Below are 17,258 nucleotides of genomic sequence, written 5' to 3' on the forward strand. Positions count from 1 at the left end.
TCCTACAGGAGATGGTTCGTATCAAAGAGGGTCGGGGTTACAAACCCCTCCTACAGGAGATGGTTCGTATCAAAGAGGGTCGGGGTTACAAACCCCTCCTACAGGAGATGGTTCGTATCAAAGAGGGTCGGGGTTACAAACCCCTCCTACAGGAGATGGTTCGTATCAAAGAGGGTCGGGGTTACAAACCCCTCCTACAAGAGATGGTTCGTATCAGAGAGAATCGAGGGAAACCCCTTCCACGGAAAGTGAATCGTTGTTGAACATGGCGACGCACACGCTGGATATGATGGCTTACGGTGGAATGTATGACCAAATTGGCGGCGGTTTTCACCGGTATTCCGTGGACGCGAAGTGGCTTGTCCCACACTTTGAGAAGATGCTTTACGACAACGCACAATTGGCGAAAATCTATCTCCGCGCCTATCAACTCACACAAGAACCGCGCTATCGACGCGTTGCTGAGGAGATTTTCGGTTTCGTTTTCCGAGAGATGACTGCACCTGAAGGTGGGTTCTATTCAGCATTGGACGCTGAGACGGATGCTGAAGAGGGGAAGTATTACGTCTGGACTGCGGATGAGATTCAGAAGGTTCTCGGTAAGAAAGCGGCGGAACGTTTTGCCACGGTTTACGGTGTGGATAAGGGTCCTAATTTTGAAGGGAAGAACGTTCTCTACGTTCCTGAAGGACCGGCTGCTGAGGCGGATCTGAAGTCGGTAGCATCTGCGCGAGAGGAACTCTTGGTGGCACGCGCGAAACGGGAATATCCGTTGTTGGATACAAAGATTATTGTCAACTGGAACGGTTTGATGATAGATGTCCTCGCTTACGGTTACGAGGTGCTTGGTGAAGAACGCTATCTCGCTGCTGCCACAAAAGCCGCACTGTTTATTCTTGATACGCTGAGAAAGCCTGACGGAGAATTGTGGCATACCTATACCGCTGGTGTTACAAAGCAGGATGCGTATCTTGATGACTATGCCTTTTTTGTTAAAGGTCTGATCGCACTGCATCGGGCTACGGGTGAGGAGCAGTGGTTTAACGCAGCCAAAACACTCACGGATACGATGATTCCACTGTTTTGGGATGGTAAAAATGGAGGTTTCTATTACACGAAAGCAGATGCGAAACACCTGATTGTGCGAACCAAAAAGCCCTTTGACTCCGCGATTCCGTCTGGCAATGCTGTCGCTGTCGAAAATCTTTTGGTGTTCGGGACGGATTATCAGAACTATGCTGAAAGAACGTTGCGGACCTTTGCTGAGTCTATATCGCAGGCACCCTCGTCTTTCATGTATATGCTTTTTGCACTTAATCACTATTTAATGTTAGAAGAAGGGACTGATTCCGAAACGCTATCGCTTGTGACTACAGCTGCTGAAGTTAAAACAGAGAAAGGTAGAATATTCAACGTTGCGCTTCACCTCAAAATCACTGCAGGTTGGCATGTTAACGCGAATCCGACAGGTCAAGAAAACTTAATTCCGACGACCCTTGCAGTGGATACGGATGCACCGGTGGAGATTGTTGAGGTGGCGTATCCCAAAGGTAGATCTGCGCGCTTTGAATTTAGTGATGAGTCTTTGAACGTTTACGAAGGAAGTCTTACAATCCCACTTCAGGTAAAACAAAAACCGAGAACACTCCTTGACAGAACCGTGCCAATCATACTGAAACTCACCTACCAACCTTGTAACGAGACGGAGTGTTTGTTGCCGCAGACGTTAGAGGTTCCGCTAAAGTTATCTAATAGATAAAAAATTTGACACACGCGTTTTTTTAGGTATAATAGAACAAACTTAACGCAAGGAGACCTACAATGAAAATTGTTATCTCGATTTACACCACAATTTTTTTCTTAGCGATGACAAGTGTTATCGCATTTGCCAATATCGTTCCAGACCCTGTGCTCTATCTCAATGCTGCTGACAATCCTGCCCATCCAGATGCTTGGGAGAACCTCGGTACCGAAGGCGGGGAGTTGCTTCCTGCAGATAACGCGCCAGAACTCGAAGAAGGGACGATTAAAATTCCGGCACTCGGTATCGACCAGCCGAACGTGAAATATTACACAGCCAAGGAGTCGCATTCAACCTTTGGCGGACCACCACAGAAAAATACACCGCTGTTTTTTGAGGACTGGACGTTGGAATTCCTCTGTAGGCGTAATGGGGATTTCTTTGTGGAAGAGCACCACTTCGCCGGTTTCCAGAACAGTCCAAGAGAAGGCAAACAGGGAATTCGGCTTTGGATAGTCGGTGGTCAGAATTTGGATGCCTCTATCCACGCCAAGGGTGCTAAGCAGGGGGTTCAACCGCTTAATCTCGTGCTTAATCAAGGTGAATGGACGTGGATAGCCGTTGTCGGAACGAGCGGGGACTCAATCGTGGCGTATCAAGACGGCAAAGAGGTCAGCAAACAAGCCGGTTTTGAGTTTGATAAAGGGTTACCGATAAATGACATCTCGATCGGTGCTAATTCTTTCGATGAACGTCGTCGGACTTTCAACGGTTCGTTTGCGATTGTTCGAGCGTATGATAAAGCACTCACAGAAGCGGAGATTAATCAAAACATCTCTGGCACCTTTGCTGTCGATCCCGCAGACAAACTCTCAACGACTTGGGCGAGCGTAAAGGACGGTTATCGATAGTCTGTAGGGGCGAGGAATGTAATAAGAAGGAATGGAAATGTAATACAGGGACCGGATTTAGTCTATTCCCAGACTAAATCCGGTCTATTTAAAGACCAAATCCCCTCGTCCCTATTACAGTTCATCAACATGCGTCCGAATCTTCTGAAACGCATCTAAAATAGACTGCATATCGTCAGTATCCCCCAGAAACATAGCGTGTGTGAAACTACAGACCTCTTCCCGATAGACCTGCTCTGCATTCGGACAGTTGAGCGTGCTGTAATCAATCGCTTGTTCCCCGAGGTATTTGCGGGGTAGACCGAGTTGGTCGAACAGTTCTGGGTTCCCGAACGGACCTTCGTTATAGATAGGTTCGCCGTGCGCACCAACCCCACATGAAACGCCTTCCGCTCGGAGTGCCTCCAGAAACCGATTGCGTGAGATACCACCGAACTCCTCAGATACGAATCGGAAGTCCCAATAATAGAAACACCATCGCGTGACGCGTGCGTCGCGCGGAATCGGATGAACCCCGTCTATCGCCTCCATACCTTTGGAAAGATAGGCTATGTTGCGTTCGCGCGTCTCTATCTGTTCTTCAAACCGCTCCAATTGACTCAGTAAGAGTGTGGCTTGGAAGTTGTTCATCCGCATGTTCAGCTGCGCGAAGCGTCCCGCGCTTTCTGCAAGAGATTCGTCATTTGTCAGCACCATTCCACCTTCACCACAGGTGAGTGTCTTTCCCATCTGGAAGCTGAACGCACCGAGGTGTCCGATGGAACCCATCCCTTTTCCACGCCACTGTGAACCGTGTGCATGTGCGCAGTCCTCAATCACTTTGAGGTTGTGCCTATCAGCAATTTCCATAATCGCGTCCATGTCGGCGGGATAGCCGCCGTTATGCACCGGAATAATTGCCCGTGTTCGCGGGGTGATCGCTTTTTCAATAGCGTCAGGTGCGATGTTGTATGTGAGCGGATCAATGTCAACAATCACCGGCACGGCATTGACGCAGACAGCCGATGTTCCGGTTGCCACAAATGTGAGTGCCGGAACGATAACTTCATCGCCCGCACTAACGCCTGCAGCCTTTAGGGCGCATTGTAACGCCACAGTCCCGTTTGCGAGTGGAATCCCGTATTTTGCATCCTGAAACGCCGCGAACTTCTCACCGACTTCATCAACTTTCTCGCGTCGGTTCCACGCACCGCTCCGCAAGGTTTCCAATAGTGCGTTCTCTTCGGTTTCATCAAAAATGGGCCAGCTCTTCCCCAAACTCCCTTTTACAACAGGTTCACCCCCGTTGATTGCTAACTTGGTTTCCATGTTTCTGTCCCCCGACTTATGCGTTGGTGTTATGGGTAGTTTGGATTTTAACACCTCATTCCTTTTTTGTCAATTTGATATGAGCATGCTTTCTTCTTGTAGATTTGCTCAGAATCGGTTATAGTTGTTTTCAGAAACCTTAATTCACTTCGGAAGCTATGCAATCAACGAACCAAACCCTCACTGCGATTGAAGGCATTACGGTCGGTCATGTCACGAATACAACTGCTCGGACGGGTTGCACCGTTATCCTCTGCCCAGCAGGTGCAACAGCAGGTGTTGATGTGCGGGGTGCTGCACCCGGCACACGCGAAACAGAAGCACTGCGTTCCGGACGCTTAGTTCAAAAAGCATACGCGGTGTTACTCACAGGCGGAAGTGCTTTTGGCTTAGATGCTGCGGGTGGTGTTGTCCAGTATCTTGAGGAACAAAACGTTGGGTTCCCCGCAGGTTCCGTTCGTGTGCCGATTGTTCCGGCTGCCGTTATTTTCGACTTGAGTGTTGGTGATGCGGAAGTCCGTCCTGATCGAGCAATGGGGTATCAGGCGTGCTTGAATGCTACCGATGCACCTGTGGCGATGGGTGCTATTGGGGCAGGCACGGGTGCAACGGTCGGCAAGGCTCCGGGGGTTACGTCTTCTCCGGGGGGTGTGGGTTCGGCGTGTGTCCGTCTTGATTCCGGGTTGATTGTCGCTGCGATTGCAGTTGTCAACGCACTTGGGAATGTTGTGGATCCGACAACAGGAGAAATCCTCGCAGGCGGGACGGAAAACGGCAATTTCGTGGACATCACTGAACGGCTGTTAGCTGCGAATAATATAGTTCGAGGAACAAACACGACTATTGGCGTTGTGGCGACGAATGCGACGCTTACCCCCGCGGAAGTGAATCGGGTTGCAGAGATGGCGCACGATGGCATGGCGCGTGCGATTCGTCCAGCGCATACGATGTTTGATGGCGACACACTTTTTGCCCTCGCCACGGGATCGCACACTGGGAGCAGCGTGAATACTGTCGGCATTTTGGCTGCGGAAGTCGTCGCAGGGGCGATTGTTAACGCCGTGACTGCCTAAATCGGTTGTCCGTGCATTGCCTCTGGGATGTCCATACTGAATTCCTTTAGGACTGTTGGGGCAATATCGTATAGATGCTTCGGAGGCACCTGTCCACGCGCTTGTTCCCCATTTTTGAGAATAAACATACCCGTCTCTGCGTGGTTGCAGTCGTCGGGACCGGTGTCATTCTCATAGGTATAGATGCTGTTGTATCCGACGCTTCCGACTGAACGCCAAAAGAGATTGCCGAAGTAGACGATGAGATCGGGTGGAATGTTTCGGCATTCCCGATATACCTCTTCGGGTTTGAAAACACGCGTATTGATGTTTTGTCCTGTCGCATCTACAATTGCTTCGAGTTGCGCCTTCAATTCGTCGCGAACGCTTTCGTAATCTTGAGGACTGACGGTTCCGTGGGGTTCTCTACCTTCAACGTTTATAAAGATGCGTGCGTAATATCCGCCTTCTCCCCACGCCTTTGTGTTCTTCCAATCTACTAAATCTGCCGACCACCTTGTAATCCCTTGTGGTTCGGTTTTAAGCGTCAGATATCCGTGCTGTCTGAGCCATTCGTTGACACAGATACCGCCGTCCATCCGTTTTGCGCCGTGATCAGAGACGACCATTATAGTAGTGTCGTCATCAACGCATGCTAACGTTTTTCCGAGTTCAGCGTCGAGGGTGCGATAATAGTTCCGCATCGTCTCCGAAAACGGGGAATTCGGTTCGTACTCCCGATGTGTTTTATCCCAAAACCGCCAGAAAGCGTGGTGGAGCCGGTCAGACCCCATTTCAACCATCGTGAAGAAATCCCAATCTTTGGACACCAGCAGATGGCGTGCGAGTTTGAAGCGTTCGGCGGTCATTTTGAGGAGTTGTTGTTCCAATTCGGCACGCCGATCGGTCCGGAAATTGGGGATGTCAATCATATAATCGCTGGCGACTTGATTAATTTCCCGCGTCAGTCGTCTCGGAAAGGTCCAGTGGGCATTGCGGTTGGGTGTGAGGAAACTGGTGACCATCCACCCTTGAAAGGGTCTGGCGGGGTAGGTGAGAGGAACTCCCAAAACGACGGATTTCTTTTTCGCTTTTCCTAAGAAATCCCAGAGGGTAGGGACTTGGACGGCGTGAGAATTGGCGATGGTTAGGGAATCGTAGGAATAATCCTTGCGATTGCGAAACCCGTAGACACCGAGTTCACCCGGGTCTCGGCTCGTCATCATACACATCCACGCCGGCACAGTAATAGGTGGGATCGTGCTTTCCAGTTCGCCGTAGATGCCTTCTGCCATCAGGCGACGCGTGTTGGGCATGTCGTCTTTGAATGCCTCAAAGACGAGTTCGGGTGCGGCACAATCCCAACCGATAATAAGAACGCGTTTTTTCATTCTTTTACGCTTTGCTATAACCTACTGTTCTGTCAACTTTCAAGTGATGAGGAAACCCCAGTTCGTAGTAGTGCGATTTATCGCACGTCAGAAACGGGCAATGAATTGCCCTACTACGAACTACCTGTCAGTTTAGATGTGACAGACTCCTACCTGCAAGTGGGACTGCGTAAGTCCTATATAAATCACGGTTTGTGATCGGTATTAACAGGTGGTTCGTCGTTGTTAAGGAACCGCTCAACGGTATTTCTCGTTGCCGGACGCGTACGGAAATCGGCAACCCACGGTTCACGGAAGTACGCCTGCTTTTCACGCGGTAAAGCGGACAGCACTGCAGGCGGAATCCGTAGACGGTGCCAGTGGGTCGCGAGGTGCGCATAAGCGTTTAGCACTGCCACACGTGGGGTCTCCCGTTGCCACACGGGACCGGCGTGACAGAGGTTCTCCGTGAAGAAGATTGCACTGCCAGCGGGGCATTCGTAACCCATCAGGAACGGACTCCGCTTCCCGTCCTCTAAGGACATGTGATCGGGATGCATCGGGAAGTTGGATTTGTGGCTACCTGCGATAAAGTGTGTCGCCCCATCGTTTTTGGAAATATCTGTCAGTTCAAAGACGACGCGTACCATGCCAGCGTGGATCTGTCCGTTGTTGACGCGATACCCGAAGATCGGATCCGCCTGTCTGGGGCCACCACCGTGGAGTTCACCGTGCCGCCGTCCTTTTTCACGCCAGACAGAGAAGCAGCTCTCTAACCGGACCTCGGGTCCGATGATTTCGTGTAGAACTTCGAGGACTTTGGGATGATCAATTAAGACGCTCGCGGGTCCACCGGGTACAGCACGGTGTTCCGGTGGTAAGGACTCTTTGTCGTGATGTATTCGGTCGAGCTGATCAACGATCGCATCTATTTCATCGCGTGCAAGGATCGCGGGACGCACGAGGAATCCGGTTAAGTCAAATCGAAATTTTTCTTCATCAGTCATGGGTTGATACCTCCTCTAATTAGAAATTTATGCCCAGCGTGGGTTTCTTCCACCAAACCGTTGTTCGCTAATGTTCCACAACTCCGATAAGCCGAGTTGTCGGATGTGTTCCACTCCCGGCAAGAATGGATCGTTTACCCGAGTGAGCCACGCTTGAAGTTCGGCTTCAAGTTCTGTCCGAAGGTCTTGTGAATCTTCGTTGTTAATGAGGTTGTTCAACTGATACGGGTCATTGTCGTTATCGTAGAGGAGCCATCCCGTTCCGTCGTAATGGCGTGCGTAGGTGTGGCGATGCGTTCGGACCCCGCGCCACTCGCGAATGCCGAAGTTAAAACCTTCGCTTCCGTGCAATGGGACACCAAGGAACACAGACTGCGGTTCGTCAATTGCCTTACCGAGCATTGCGTCCGAGAGGTCAATACCTTCGACCGCTTCTGGAATCGGTAGGTCACACAGAGAAAGCATTGACGGCATGAAATCGACGAGGCTGAGCAAGGTGTCGCGGGTAACGCCTGCAGGGATTTTACGGGGCCAACGGATCATAAAAGGAATGCGGGCGGATTCCTCCCATGGACGCTCTTTTCTGACGTGTCCGTGGCTTCCGAGCATATCGCCATGGTCGGACGTGTAGACGAGGATTGTGTCTTCAGCAATACCCATTTCGTCGAGGGCAGCCATCAGACGTCCAAGATTTTCATCAAGGGCAGTGGTGTGTGCATAGTAGCCAGAAATATCTTCGCGAGTCGCGGGTGTATCTACGGCGTTCGGTCGTAACTGGATATCCTCTGGTGGATACATTGCCTTGTAGCGTTCCGGTACATGCTCATAAGGGTTATGTGGCGGTCCCCAACTCATGTAGAGACAAAAAGGTTCATCAACGTGCTGACGGCAATATTCAATCGCTTTATCGGTCTGGAATTCGGGTTCGTAGCCGTCAATCTGCATCTGATTGCCGTCAGAATCGTGGTAGGGCGCGTTGAAATAGTTGTGGTGGCAGTTCCATCCGATCCAGTCGTTGAAACCGAACCGCATCTCGGGTGTAATGAACTTGTCTCTCGGCATGCCACCGAGATGCCATTTGCCGATATAACCGGTTGCGTACCCTGCGTCTCTGAAGATCTCGGCGATGCCGGTTTCTGTCAAAGGGAGTGGTAGATCGTTGGAGACGGCTTTGTGATTCAACGGGTATTTGCCCGTCATGAGGCATCCACGCGCAGGCACACATATCGGGACGTTGGTGAAGGTGTTGGGAAAGAACATTCCATCTTGTGCGAGTTGATCCATCGCAGGGGTCTGTACTTGCGGGTTGCCTGCACAACCAACGTCGCACTGGCGGTGTTGGTCACCGAAAACAAAGATGAGATTAGGTTTACGTATGTTTTCCATTTTTTTATTTATTGCTCCTGGGCATCGTTCCACTTCGTTTCACGATGGTTTCTGGTGAATCCCAACGCAATTAAAGATATGCACGCTTTTTAAAACTTTCCTTAATGTTAAAAGCAAAGCAACCTAACGGCTGATTACTATTCCTACGCTTGCATCCATGTGTAAATTTGGCGAAGTGTGCCTTCACTTTGGGTCCACAGTCGCCGCTTCAGCGGAGAAATTACCTTTGTATAGCTGGCGAAATCTGTCCGAACAGCACGATACTGTTCCTTGTGCGCAATGAGTCCTTTATTTTCTCGTGGCGATGCGCCGAAATCTACCCACTCGTCCTTTTCATGGCACGTCTGTGTGATGATATAGTGAAAAATTGCATTATTCGGACGGTATTTCAAGAATGCTGGCACGGATGCCTCACACCACAACGTCACAGTCTTGTTGAAGCGCAAGTAGAGCAGTCCTGCGATAATCGTTCCGCGATACGTGGCAACAGCGAGTTTAGCGACTTTTTGCTGGAGCAGCACCTGCATAAGCGAACGCGGCTTCGGCGTTCCGCCTAACCGTCGGACGGTCATGAGATACATTTCGTAGAATGTGGATAACGCCGCTTCGCTGTTCGTATCCGTAACCTCGACACCAGATTTTTCTGCCTTTCGGACCGCGCCTCGCACCCGCTTGTTGTAGGCGTGCCAGAGGGTATCAACATCCTCGCTCGTTTTCAAGAGATGCGTGAAGTGGTGTGTACACTCGTAGCCTGCCTTGGTGAAATAACTCCCATAAGTTGCGGTGTGTTCTGGCGTTAGCGTCCAGCGAATCTCACACCATCCGTTCTTCAGTGCTGCTGTCTCAATCGACCTTACGAGTGTCTCAGGGTTCACATCTACTGAATTCATCAGATGGATGCCTCCGGACAGGTTCCACGGCATCGACTGCCAGAGACGGATACCCGGTATTGGTTGAAATACAAACGCGGGTATTCCGCCTATCACGGAATCTGCTTCTTTGATGAGCAGATAGACCGGTGTGAGTTGTTTGAAGGCACTATCTAATGCATTTCGCCACGCAAGGCTTTGGAAGGCAGTCGTATTTGAACACTGCTGTATAATCGCGTCCCACTCGTCCTGATTCCGATGGGTAAGAGGTTCTATCGTGTACACAAGCCTGTGAGATTATGCCACCAATGCGGCGAAGAGTGCCTTGATGTAGCCGACGGAATAGGCTAATCCGACATCACCTTCTAATTTCGGAATATGATCGGCATTGATGCATCCGTCGAACCCGACCTTTTGGAGTTCTTGGATGATTTTGAAGACGTTCATATCGCCGTCATCAAGGAGGACTTCCTCAAACGCACCGGCTGTTGCGAGACTGCCACGGACGTTCCGCAAGTGAACCATGAAGATGCGTCCTTTGCGTCCGTAGTTGTTGAGTTCGTCGAGGACGATGGCACTGCCTCCGGCTTCAGCGCGGGTACCACAGCAGTAAAGATAGCCGACATTTCTGCTTGGGAAGGCATCGATAACACGATGAAAACCGAGACCCCCTAACGGCGTGTCTGGGTTCGGTACGTCTGATGGATGGATAGCGAGTTTGATGTCAAGTTCATCGGCGATAGGAACGAGCGCGCCGTAGATTTCACTGAACCGTTTCCACCATTCGTCAAGTGCCTCCATTGTGGGTGTCGGCGGCGGGTTTTTGGTCGCAGCACGGCTCTCACCGCGGGACGTATAACCGCCTCTGTGAACCGAGGAATAGCGCGTCATGAGATAATCGAACGTATCTCCCCAGAACCGCTGGCGTGCGATAGGCACTCCCGCTTCAGCGAAGACTCGCAGCGCGTTGCACGTGTTTTCGAGTTCTTTTTCGCCGTCGGGTTGTCCGGTCATAAATTTTTCTGTGATATTCGGAAGCGTCACGCGATTGATGTCGAGACCCCACGCGCGTATCCGTTTTTTGATTTTCAGAACCTCATATAAGTCGGGGTACCCCTGTTCGTCGACCCCAGGGAAAGCGTTTCCGCTTCCGAAGTCGATGCAATCTGCACCGAGTTGTGTGACCTGTTTGAGGTAGCTCTCTGAAAGTCCACCATCCCAGACTGAAATTTTCATTTTTTTAACTTTCCTTTTCCATTACTAAACTTTGGACAATTTTTAGGGGAACACACATTTCGCCCCGCTGGGGCTAAAGAGGTGGGCGTATTGCATTTCTATAAACATTCCGCCCCGGAATCAACGGTATGAATGCGCGTGTGGCATTCACCGGGGGCTGCCTTTTGATGCATCTGAGTTTCTTTTTCGGTGGATTGCGTTCGTGTCAGGAACTCGTAGAAAAAACACAATCCCTTAGAAACTCAACTCATACGCGACACGATATTGTCCAAACTTTAGTTTATCATTAAAGAGGCAATGGAACGGGTCGTCCGCTCTCAACGGATTGGTATGCTGCTAATGCGATTTCGACTGCGGCGCGACCGTCTAACCCTGTGATCGGCGGTGGTGTATCGTTGCGGATTGCATCCACAAAGACACGAATCTCCTCTTGAACGGGTGGTGGCACTTCAATGTCTGAAATTTTGATCTGTCGTCCTTCACCTTCAAAGGGTTTGATCTGGATAGTTGCATCACTCCCCCAAGTCTGTGGGAAATAGATGGAACCGCCTTCGCAATCGACACGGCCGCCGTATCCACCAACCGCGGAAACGTGACTGGAATGGAGCAGACCTACCGCGCCGCTTTCAAAATTCAAGGAAGCCAGTACAACGTCGGGATAATCGCTCTCTTTCTGGACGTACTGCCCCCCCGCGGCATAGACGGCGTTAACATCACCACAGGTCCAGCGCATGAAGTCGATTTCATGGGCATTGATTTCCATGAGACTTCCACCGGACTTTGCGCGTTCTAATCGCCACGGAACATAGCTTCCGCCGCCACGCCAGGGTCCTCCGATCCGATGTACCATCATACAGACAGGCGCGCCGAGTTCACCGCTTTGGACAATCTCACGCACTTTGGAATGCGTCGCGTGATAACGACACACCAAGCCGATCGTGAGTTTGACACTGTTATCTTCCGCAGCGGCGAGCATCGCGTCGCAATCGGGAAGCGTCGGTGCCATCGGTTTCTCGGAAAAGACGTGTTTGCCAGCATTCGCGGCATCGACTGCCATCCGTGCGTGCATAAAAGGTGGCGACGCTATCAGCACTGCTTGAATCCGATCATTGGCAAGTAGTTCGTGGTAATCCAACGTGTAGGATGCATTGAGGTCTGCAGATAGTTTTTCTGCCAAGGTTTCTTGCAGATCGCTGACGCAGATAACCTCTATCCCTTCGACGGCGTGTGCGCTGGTAGCGAGGCTTCTGCCCATACCGCCGCAACCGATAACACCAACTCCAATTGTTTCCATGATTTTAATTTTCCTTGCGGTTCGTTAGTGTTTGGATGGAAGTGTGGAAGGTTGGAAGTATGGATGACTTCGGCTTCCAATCTTCCAATCTAAGACCTTCCAATCCCTCCGACTATCTCCGTCTCGCCTTTATATGTCCCCATGTGACGCTGAGATGGTCTGCAGAAGGACTCACATCGAGTCCGGTCGCTTTCATGTTGTTTTCGACCTCTGCTGAAGTCAGGACTCGGTCGTAGATACGGAATTCATCGATGTATCCCTGAATCGTATCGCAATCGCAGCCATCAGAGCGGTCGCCGATACCGAGAAGCAGTCCACCTTTGGGAAGTTTCCCACCCTTCATGGCGTACTTTTTCTCTAATTTCCCATTTACGTAGTAGTGAACGGTTGAACCGTCGTAGGTGCCAGTGAGGTGCAACCATTCCTCAAGCGGAATGTCTTCCAACACGTTGTCTTTTGCGGCTTGTGTTGACTGACCACCTGCCCGAATGAAAAAGCCGTGCTGGTTGTCATCGTCATCATAATAGAGGCTTGCCACTGCGGTATTGGAAGGCATGTCGTCGAGTGAGATAATTCGGTTCCAACTATCATCTAAGGCGTTGATATAGACCCAGCACTCAAGGCTAATTTCTTCCCAATCGCGATCAATTGTGGGTGGTGTTGAATCTTCTACGAGGAATCGGTCGACACTCCCATCGAAAAGGATACACTCGCCGACTTTGCAATCCGAAGCGGGTGCGAGTTCGGGGTCCCCGTGGACAGCGGCAGCTAATCCTGATAAGAGATCTACTGCTTCTGTTTTTATCTTTACGGTGTCCTTGTCAAAAGTCCAGTAAGCGACTAAACCGTCCTCGACTGCCCCGATAATCGCGTCAACAGGTTGTACATTCCACACGAAGCAGGTTAGCAGGAGGCAGGTTATTGTGAAAAATCGCAGGACGTTTACAAAATATCTCTGTTGGTAACGGGTGCTATCTTTTCCAAACATGATGTCCTCCTTGTATCGGTTGTTGGTTATAGGTCGCGCATGGCGCGTTCCCGTCGGTCGTCTCTTCGACGTTCACGTTCTTCGTCAGAGATTTGACCGTACTGCTCAGAGACAACGGGTCGGTATTCGGCGACCTCGTGTCTCCGTTTGAAGACTCGGAAAAAGTCGAAACGGGTTAGGGTCCGCGGGATGTTCCCCGGACAGAGTGCATGGAGTCCGACATGCACCGACCTGCCCATGCCGACGTTTGTTTGGCCGCAACTTTTCCACTGAATGCCGTCCTCACTGGCGAAAGCGGAAAATTGGTTACCTCTCCGCTCCATCCGTAAGAAGAGCTCTCGGACGTTCCTGAGTCCCCTACTCCTTCCACGGAGATGGAGAACGCGGTTAACGTGGCGTTCAAATCGGACATCGCCTCTGAAAGCATGGGGCCCCGAGGTCTTTTCTAAACGGAGGAACCTGTTTGGATTTTTCCATATCAGTATCCCCCCATGTTCTCTGAGCTGCGGCGTGATTCGCATGCGGGTTTCAACGGCAAAGTCTCCAGGCACTTCCATAAGGAGCCGTGGGGCACTCATATCACCGCTATTGCCATCTGGACCGTGCCAGAGGTCTTGCCCGGGATCCGTTCGCATTTCGAGGTAACCTTGGCGTTCTGCCCATGCGCCGCCGCCTTTTGGATCTTCCCATCGCCATTCTGGACGCATACGGTTGCCAATGAACTCGTCTTCAAACACCATCTCCGTGAATTCGCCAGAGGATGCCCACCCTTCAATCTTAATGGCAGAGATAGAGTCTCCGAAATTCTGAGGGAGTAAATGTAGGTTTGGGAGTTCTTTTTTATACTCTGAGGGTTCCATACGAATCATTAGGCTTTGCCCTTCAAATTCAGGGTGTTCGTAAAAGACGACATCTGCGCCGTCTGGTGGGAAGTCTGGTCCTTTAAAAATGCGGATTGACGAAATACGGTCTTCAAACCAAGTTCGACCTTGCGCATCTCGTAAATTGGCGATGTCGCGTAAGATTGTGATTTTTCTGCCGCGGAAGTTAGTGTGCTCATAACAGTCTACAATCATGGGGACCGTCCCCCATTCGGGTCCAACGACCTCTAAACTGGAGCCGAAGTTGATCGATGAGATTCTGTCTGCGAAGTTGTAAGCAACATCGTGTAGATTCGGATAAAACCCTGGACCGAGTGCTAACTTCTGACCGCGGAAGTGACGATGCTGGTAGAGGATAACCTTATAGTTCGGGTTCGACGAGAAATTGGGTCCCTTATAAACGCGAACAGAAGATATATTATCTTGAAATCCAATATCTCGCGTAAAGGGAACGGGTTCTACAACATACCCCATTCTGCCGCGGAAGTTTGTATGCTGGAACACCTCGACAACCAGGCGCGGTATGACAATTGGCATTTTTTACTCCTATTTTTAGTGGCTGTCAGCAGTCAGCGTCATAGCAGTCAGCCTTCAGCGGTCAGCGTTATAGCAGTCAGCAATCAACTGATAACTATTTTCAAGTTTTGCTTGCGCTGACTTTGTAGGAAGTCGTGATTTGGAGATGATTCCTACGTATCGTTTATATTTTAGATTCAACCCTTGTGCGCTAAGTAGTGTCGTGTATCTATTTGTTTTCATGTGTTACTGATTGTTGCCTCGTAGATTTGGGCGTATCCGCTTCGATCAGATGTAAATACCACATACTTCCCGTCGGGACTGAAAGACGGGTGTGGATGTGTATGCTGCGGCGCATATACCGGAATTGGGCCTGCTGTGTAAGGAAAAGGTCCGTTCCAATGTTCACCGATAGATGAAGCACCCGGATAGCATAACGTCTCCGGTTTACCGACCCCGTCACGAGCGTCAAAAATTTGGATGCCGATATCCGGGAAGTTCGTATCTGCTACCATGCGTGTGCCGGTGTGATTGCTGATGGCGTGCCAAGCATTGACTGTTGTTACCTGTCGTTCTATGCCTGTATCAACATTGACGCATCGGACCCCGTGGGGCCAGTCAACAAAGGCGAGTTCGCGCGTCCCCGGAATCCATGTTTCGTGGGTAATCCACTCCTTCTTTTCAACGTTTTGTTTGTAAAGGCGGCGATTTCCGCTCCCATCTCGATGAATGACCCACACCCGATCGGTAAGAGGACCGGCGTAGTAGAGCAGGTTGGCATCATCAGGACAGAATTGGAGATGTCCAATGTTGTCTCTGTGTAAGATGATATTGTGCTCACCGGTATCCGTGTCTACGATAGCGAGTACGGATTCCTTGCCGACGTTGAACCTAACAGCCCACCACCGATCATCGTGGCTCACAGAGGTTGTCCCCATCGCAGCGGCGACCATACCTTCTTCACGCAGCGTCGTTGCAGTGAAGTCAACGAGTTCTCGTTCCTCAAGGGTCTCCAGATCGAGTCGCCAACCGCTTGTGGCTGCTGTAAAAAAGACGGCTTTGCCGTTTCGTCCCGGATGCACCGACCATTCGCTGATGTCGGGTCTATCTGTCAATTGACGGAGTTCACCTGTGGCGCGTTCTTCTGCGAATATCTGTGCGGTTCCGGTTCGATATGAAATAAAAATCATCCGTTGCATCGCATTATCATAGGCGGGTATGATAAAAAACGGATGGTGGTGCAGCGCAGACGCAGTTGTTATTTGCCGGATATGCGTCCCTGTACATCGGTCGTAAAAGCTTCGAGATTCAGAAGGGTAAACGCTGCCTTTTGCCATTTTTTTAACTATCGAATCTGGGCGATGCCTCCGTTGTCGGCATCGGTCTAAAATTGTTAAAGAACCTACTTTGGGTTATGAGTGGTCTTTTAACTATTGGACATCTGCCTTGACAACGGAAAGGCAGCTCAGAAGCAATCGTTTAAGAATCCTCAAATGCGGCATCAAAAGCCACGGCAGACGGTTCAAAATCGTAGCCTTTAACAGCACCACAGGACTCACGGGCACCGTGTTCGCGATCCATACCACTGTCTTCCCACTCGATGGAGAGGGGGCCGTCATATTCCATGTGGTTCAAGGCGCGGATAATCTCTTCAAAATTGATGTTCCCGCGACCAATGGAACGGAAATCCCAGTTTCTTCGGGCATCACCAAAGTTCAAGTGTCCACCAAACACTCCAGACAACCTTGGTGTGTCTGCCCACCAGACATCCTTCATGTGGACGTGGTAGATCCGATGACTTAACCGTTCGAGGAAAGCGACGTAATCAACGCCTTGATAGCCGAGATGGCTTGGATCGTAGTTGAATCCGAAGGCTTCTCTGCCGTTGACTGCCTCAATTGCGCGTTCCGCAGTAACGATGTCAAAGGCGATTTCAGTCGGATGAACTTCGAGTCCGAACTTGACACCGACTTCATCAAAAACATCAAAAATCGGGTTCCAGCGGTTGGCGAAATCTTCAAAACCTGCGTCAATTTGTGCGGGATCATTTGGTGGAAAGGAGTAGAGAAGATGCCATATCGAGCTACCCGTAAAGCCGTTGACAACGCCCACGCCGAGTTTCGCGGCGGCGCGCGCTGTGTTCTTCATCTCTCCGGCGGCACGTTCTTGAACACCTGCGGGGTCCCCATCGCCCCAAATCGCTTCTGACAAAATCCCTTGATGCCTGCTGTCGATGTTGTCGCAGACGGCTTGTCCGACAAGGTGGTTGCTGATTGACCAGACCTTTAGTCCATATTTCGCGAGTAAATCGTGTCTCCCTTGACAGTAACTGTCGTCTGAGAGTGCTTTATCGACTTCAAAGTGGTCGCCCCAGCAGGCGAGTTCTAAGCCGTCGTAGCCCCATCCGCTTGCTTTTTCTGCTAATTCTTCTAACGTTAAATCTGCCCATTGGCCTGTAAAGAGTGTTACAGGTCTTGCCATAATAGTGTTGCTCCTTCATATTTAGGACTTACGCAAAATCCGATTTTTGCTTGTAGAATTGGAAGAATGGAAGGGTGGAAACGTGGGAGAGGTCCCATTCTTCGGTGCGTTCCCTCCTTTCATCCATCAATATCTGTGTTGTGCGTAAGTCCTGTTTTTAATTTTGAACTCATAGCGAGTAAGTGCTATGAATGGTTGAAAGTTATACGAAAGTTAAT

Annotated in this window: 15 protein-coding genes; 4 read left to right on the forward strand and 11 right to left on the reverse strand. The window is 50.5% G+C overall.

The genetic code is table 11. The annotated features are described in order from the left end of the window. The 3 genes from OXN25_19300 to OXN25_19310 all read left to right on the forward strand — a co-directional run. Window positions 1–263, forward strand: a 263-nt coding sequence (locus OXN25_19300) for a hypothetical protein (GenBank protein ID MDE0427004.1), incomplete at its 5' end; no start/stop codon positions are given. A 2-nt stretch (window positions 264–265) separates the two neighbouring features. Beyond that, window positions 266–1,759, forward strand: a complete 1,494-nt coding sequence (locus tag OXN25_19305; GenBank protein ID MDE0427005.1) for a protein-disulfide reductase DsbD family protein — start codon at window positions 266–268, stop codon at window positions 1,757–1,759. Window positions 1,760–1,821: 62 nt separating this feature from the next. After that, on the forward strand, window positions 1,822–2,652 hold the full coding sequence (locus OXN25_19310) for a hypothetical protein (GenBank protein MDE0427006.1): 831 nt from the start codon (window positions 1,822–1,824) through the stop codon (window positions 2,650–2,652). A gap of 114 nt (window positions 2,653–2,766) precedes the next feature. Here OXN25_19310 and OXN25_19315 read toward each other — a convergent pair whose 3' ends face one another. Then, window positions 2,767–3,960, reverse strand: a complete 1,194-nt coding sequence (locus OXN25_19315; protein MDE0427007.1) for a DegT/DnrJ/EryC1/StrS family aminotransferase — start codon at window positions 3,958–3,960, stop codon at window positions 2,767–2,769. A gap of 158 nt (window positions 3,961–4,118) precedes the next feature. Here OXN25_19315 and OXN25_19320 point away from each other — a divergent pair, with 158 nt between their 5' ends. After that, on the forward strand, window positions 4,119–5,033 hold the full coding sequence (locus OXN25_19320) for a P1 family peptidase (protein ID MDE0427008.1): 915 nt from the start codon (window positions 4,119–4,121) through the stop codon (window positions 5,031–5,033). On the opposite strand, the gene OXN25_19325 is transcribed toward OXN25_19320, so the two are convergent. The 10 genes from OXN25_19325 to OXN25_19370 all read right to left on the reverse strand — a co-directional run bounded on the left by OXN25_19325 (window position 5,030) and on the right by OXN25_19370 (window position 17,040). Beyond that, the gene (locus OXN25_19325; protein ID MDE0427009.1) at window positions 5,030–6,403 is read right to left on the reverse strand and encodes an alkaline phosphatase family protein; all 1,374 of its coding nucleotides are present in this window, start codon (window positions 6,401–6,403) and stop codon (window positions 5,030–5,032) included. The two genes, OXN25_19320 and OXN25_19325, sit on opposite strands and share 4 nt — an antisense overlap. A gap of 185 nt (window positions 6,404–6,588) precedes the next feature. Next, on the reverse strand, window positions 6,589–7,389 hold the full coding sequence (locus OXN25_19330) for a phytanoyl-CoA dioxygenase family protein (protein ID MDE0427010.1): 801 nt from the start codon (window positions 7,387–7,389) through the stop codon (window positions 6,589–6,591). Window positions 7,390–7,416: 27 nt separating this feature from the next. Further along, window positions 7,417–8,775 carry a sulfatase gene (locus tag OXN25_19335; protein ID MDE0427011.1) on the reverse strand — a complete coding sequence of 453 codons (1,359 nt, stop codon included), beginning with the start codon at window positions 8,773–8,775 and terminating at the stop codon, window positions 7,417–7,419. Window positions 8,776–8,918: 143 nt separating this feature from the next. Next, on the reverse strand, window positions 8,919–9,929 hold the full coding sequence (locus tag OXN25_19340) for a GNAT family N-acetyltransferase (protein MDE0427012.1): 1,011 nt from the start codon (window positions 9,927–9,929) through the stop codon (window positions 8,919–8,921). A 12-nt stretch (window positions 9,930–9,941) separates the two neighbouring features. Continuing rightward, window positions 9,942–10,880 (reverse strand): mannonate dehydratase, encoded by a 939-nt coding sequence (locus OXN25_19345; GenBank protein ID MDE0427013.1) that lies wholly within the window; start codon window positions 10,878–10,880, stop codon window positions 9,942–9,944. A 286-nt stretch (window positions 10,881–11,166) separates the two neighbouring features. Next, window positions 11,167–12,174 (reverse strand): Gfo/Idh/MocA family oxidoreductase, encoded by a 1,008-nt coding sequence (locus tag OXN25_19350; GenBank protein MDE0427014.1) that lies wholly within the window; start codon window positions 12,172–12,174, stop codon window positions 11,167–11,169. A gap of 112 nt (window positions 12,175–12,286) precedes the next feature. Then, window positions 12,287–13,162, reverse strand: a complete 876-nt coding sequence (locus tag OXN25_19355; GenBank protein MDE0427015.1) for a LamG domain-containing protein — start codon at window positions 13,160–13,162, stop codon at window positions 12,287–12,289. 26 nt (window positions 13,163–13,188) lie between these two features. Further along, a complete protein-coding gene (locus tag OXN25_19360; protein MDE0427016.1) occupies window positions 13,189–14,580 on the reverse strand; it encodes a beta/gamma crystallin-related protein in 1,392 nt (463 codons plus the stop codon). A gap of 218 nt (window positions 14,581–14,798) precedes the next feature. Next, a complete protein-coding gene (locus OXN25_19365; protein ID MDE0427017.1) occupies window positions 14,799–15,896 on the reverse strand; it encodes an oligogalacturonate lyase family protein in 1,098 nt (365 codons plus the stop codon). A gap of 142 nt (window positions 15,897–16,038) precedes the next feature. After that, window positions 16,039–17,040, reverse strand: a complete 1,002-nt coding sequence (locus OXN25_19370; GenBank protein ID MDE0427018.1) for a sugar phosphate isomerase/epimerase — start codon at window positions 17,038–17,040, stop codon at window positions 16,039–16,041. Between the last annotated feature and the right edge of the window lie 218 nt (window positions 17,041–17,258).

The sequence above is a fragment of the Candidatus Poribacteria bacterium genome, from assembly GCA_028820845.1.
Taxonomy (GTDB): Bacteria; Poribacteria; WGA-4E; order WGA-4E; family WGA-3G; genus WGA-3G.

What these genes read in the sequence shown, in the direction of transcription:
- OXN25_19305 (MDE0427005.1), top strand. Translation starts at nt 266, where the DNA reads ATGGCGACGCACACGCTGGATATGATGGCTTACGGTGGAATGTATGAC.
- OXN25_19310 (MDE0427006.1), top strand. Translation starts at nt 1,822, where the DNA reads ATGAAAATTGTTATCTCGATTTACACCACAATTTTTTTCTTAGCGATG.
- OXN25_19315 (MDE0427007.1), bottom strand. Translation starts at nt 3,960, where the DNA reads ATGGAAACCAAGTTAGCAATCAACGGGGGTGAACCTGTTGTAAAAGGG.
- OXN25_19320 (MDE0427008.1), top strand. Translation starts at nt 4,119, where the DNA reads ATGCAATCAACGAACCAAACCCTCACTGCGATTGAAGGCATTACGGTC.
- OXN25_19325 (MDE0427009.1), bottom strand. Translation starts at nt 6,403, where the DNA reads ATGAAAAAACGCGTTCTTATTATCGGTTGGGATTGTGCCGCACCCGAA.
- OXN25_19330 (MDE0427010.1), bottom strand. Translation starts at nt 7,389, where the DNA reads ATGACTGATGAAGAAAAATTTCGATTTGACTTAACCGGATTCCTCGTG.
- OXN25_19335 (MDE0427011.1), bottom strand. Translation starts at nt 8,775, where the DNA reads ATGGAAAACATACGTAAACCTAATCTCATCTTTGTTTTCGGTGACCAA.
- OXN25_19345 (MDE0427013.1), bottom strand. Translation starts at nt 10,880, where the DNA reads ATGAAAATTTCAGTCTGGGATGGTGGACTTTCAGAGAGCTACCTCAAA.
- OXN25_19350 (MDE0427014.1), bottom strand. Translation starts at nt 12,174, where the DNA reads ATGGAAACAATTGGAGTTGGTGTTATCGGTTGCGGCGGTATGGGCAGA.
- OXN25_19355 (MDE0427015.1), bottom strand. Translation starts at nt 13,162, where the DNA reads ATGTTTGGAAAAGATAGCACCCGTTACCAACAGAGATATTTTGTAAAC.
- OXN25_19360 (MDE0427016.1), bottom strand. Translation starts at nt 14,580, where the DNA reads ATGCCAATTGTCATACCGCGCCTGGTTGTCGAGGTGTTCCAGCATACA.
- OXN25_19365 (MDE0427017.1), bottom strand. Translation starts at nt 15,896, where the DNA reads ATGGCAAAAGGCAGCGTTTACCCTTCTGAATCTCGAAGCTTTTACGAC.
- OXN25_19370 (MDE0427018.1), bottom strand. Translation starts at nt 17,040, where the DNA reads ATGGCAAGACCTGTAACACTCTTTACAGGCCAATGGGCAGATTTAACG.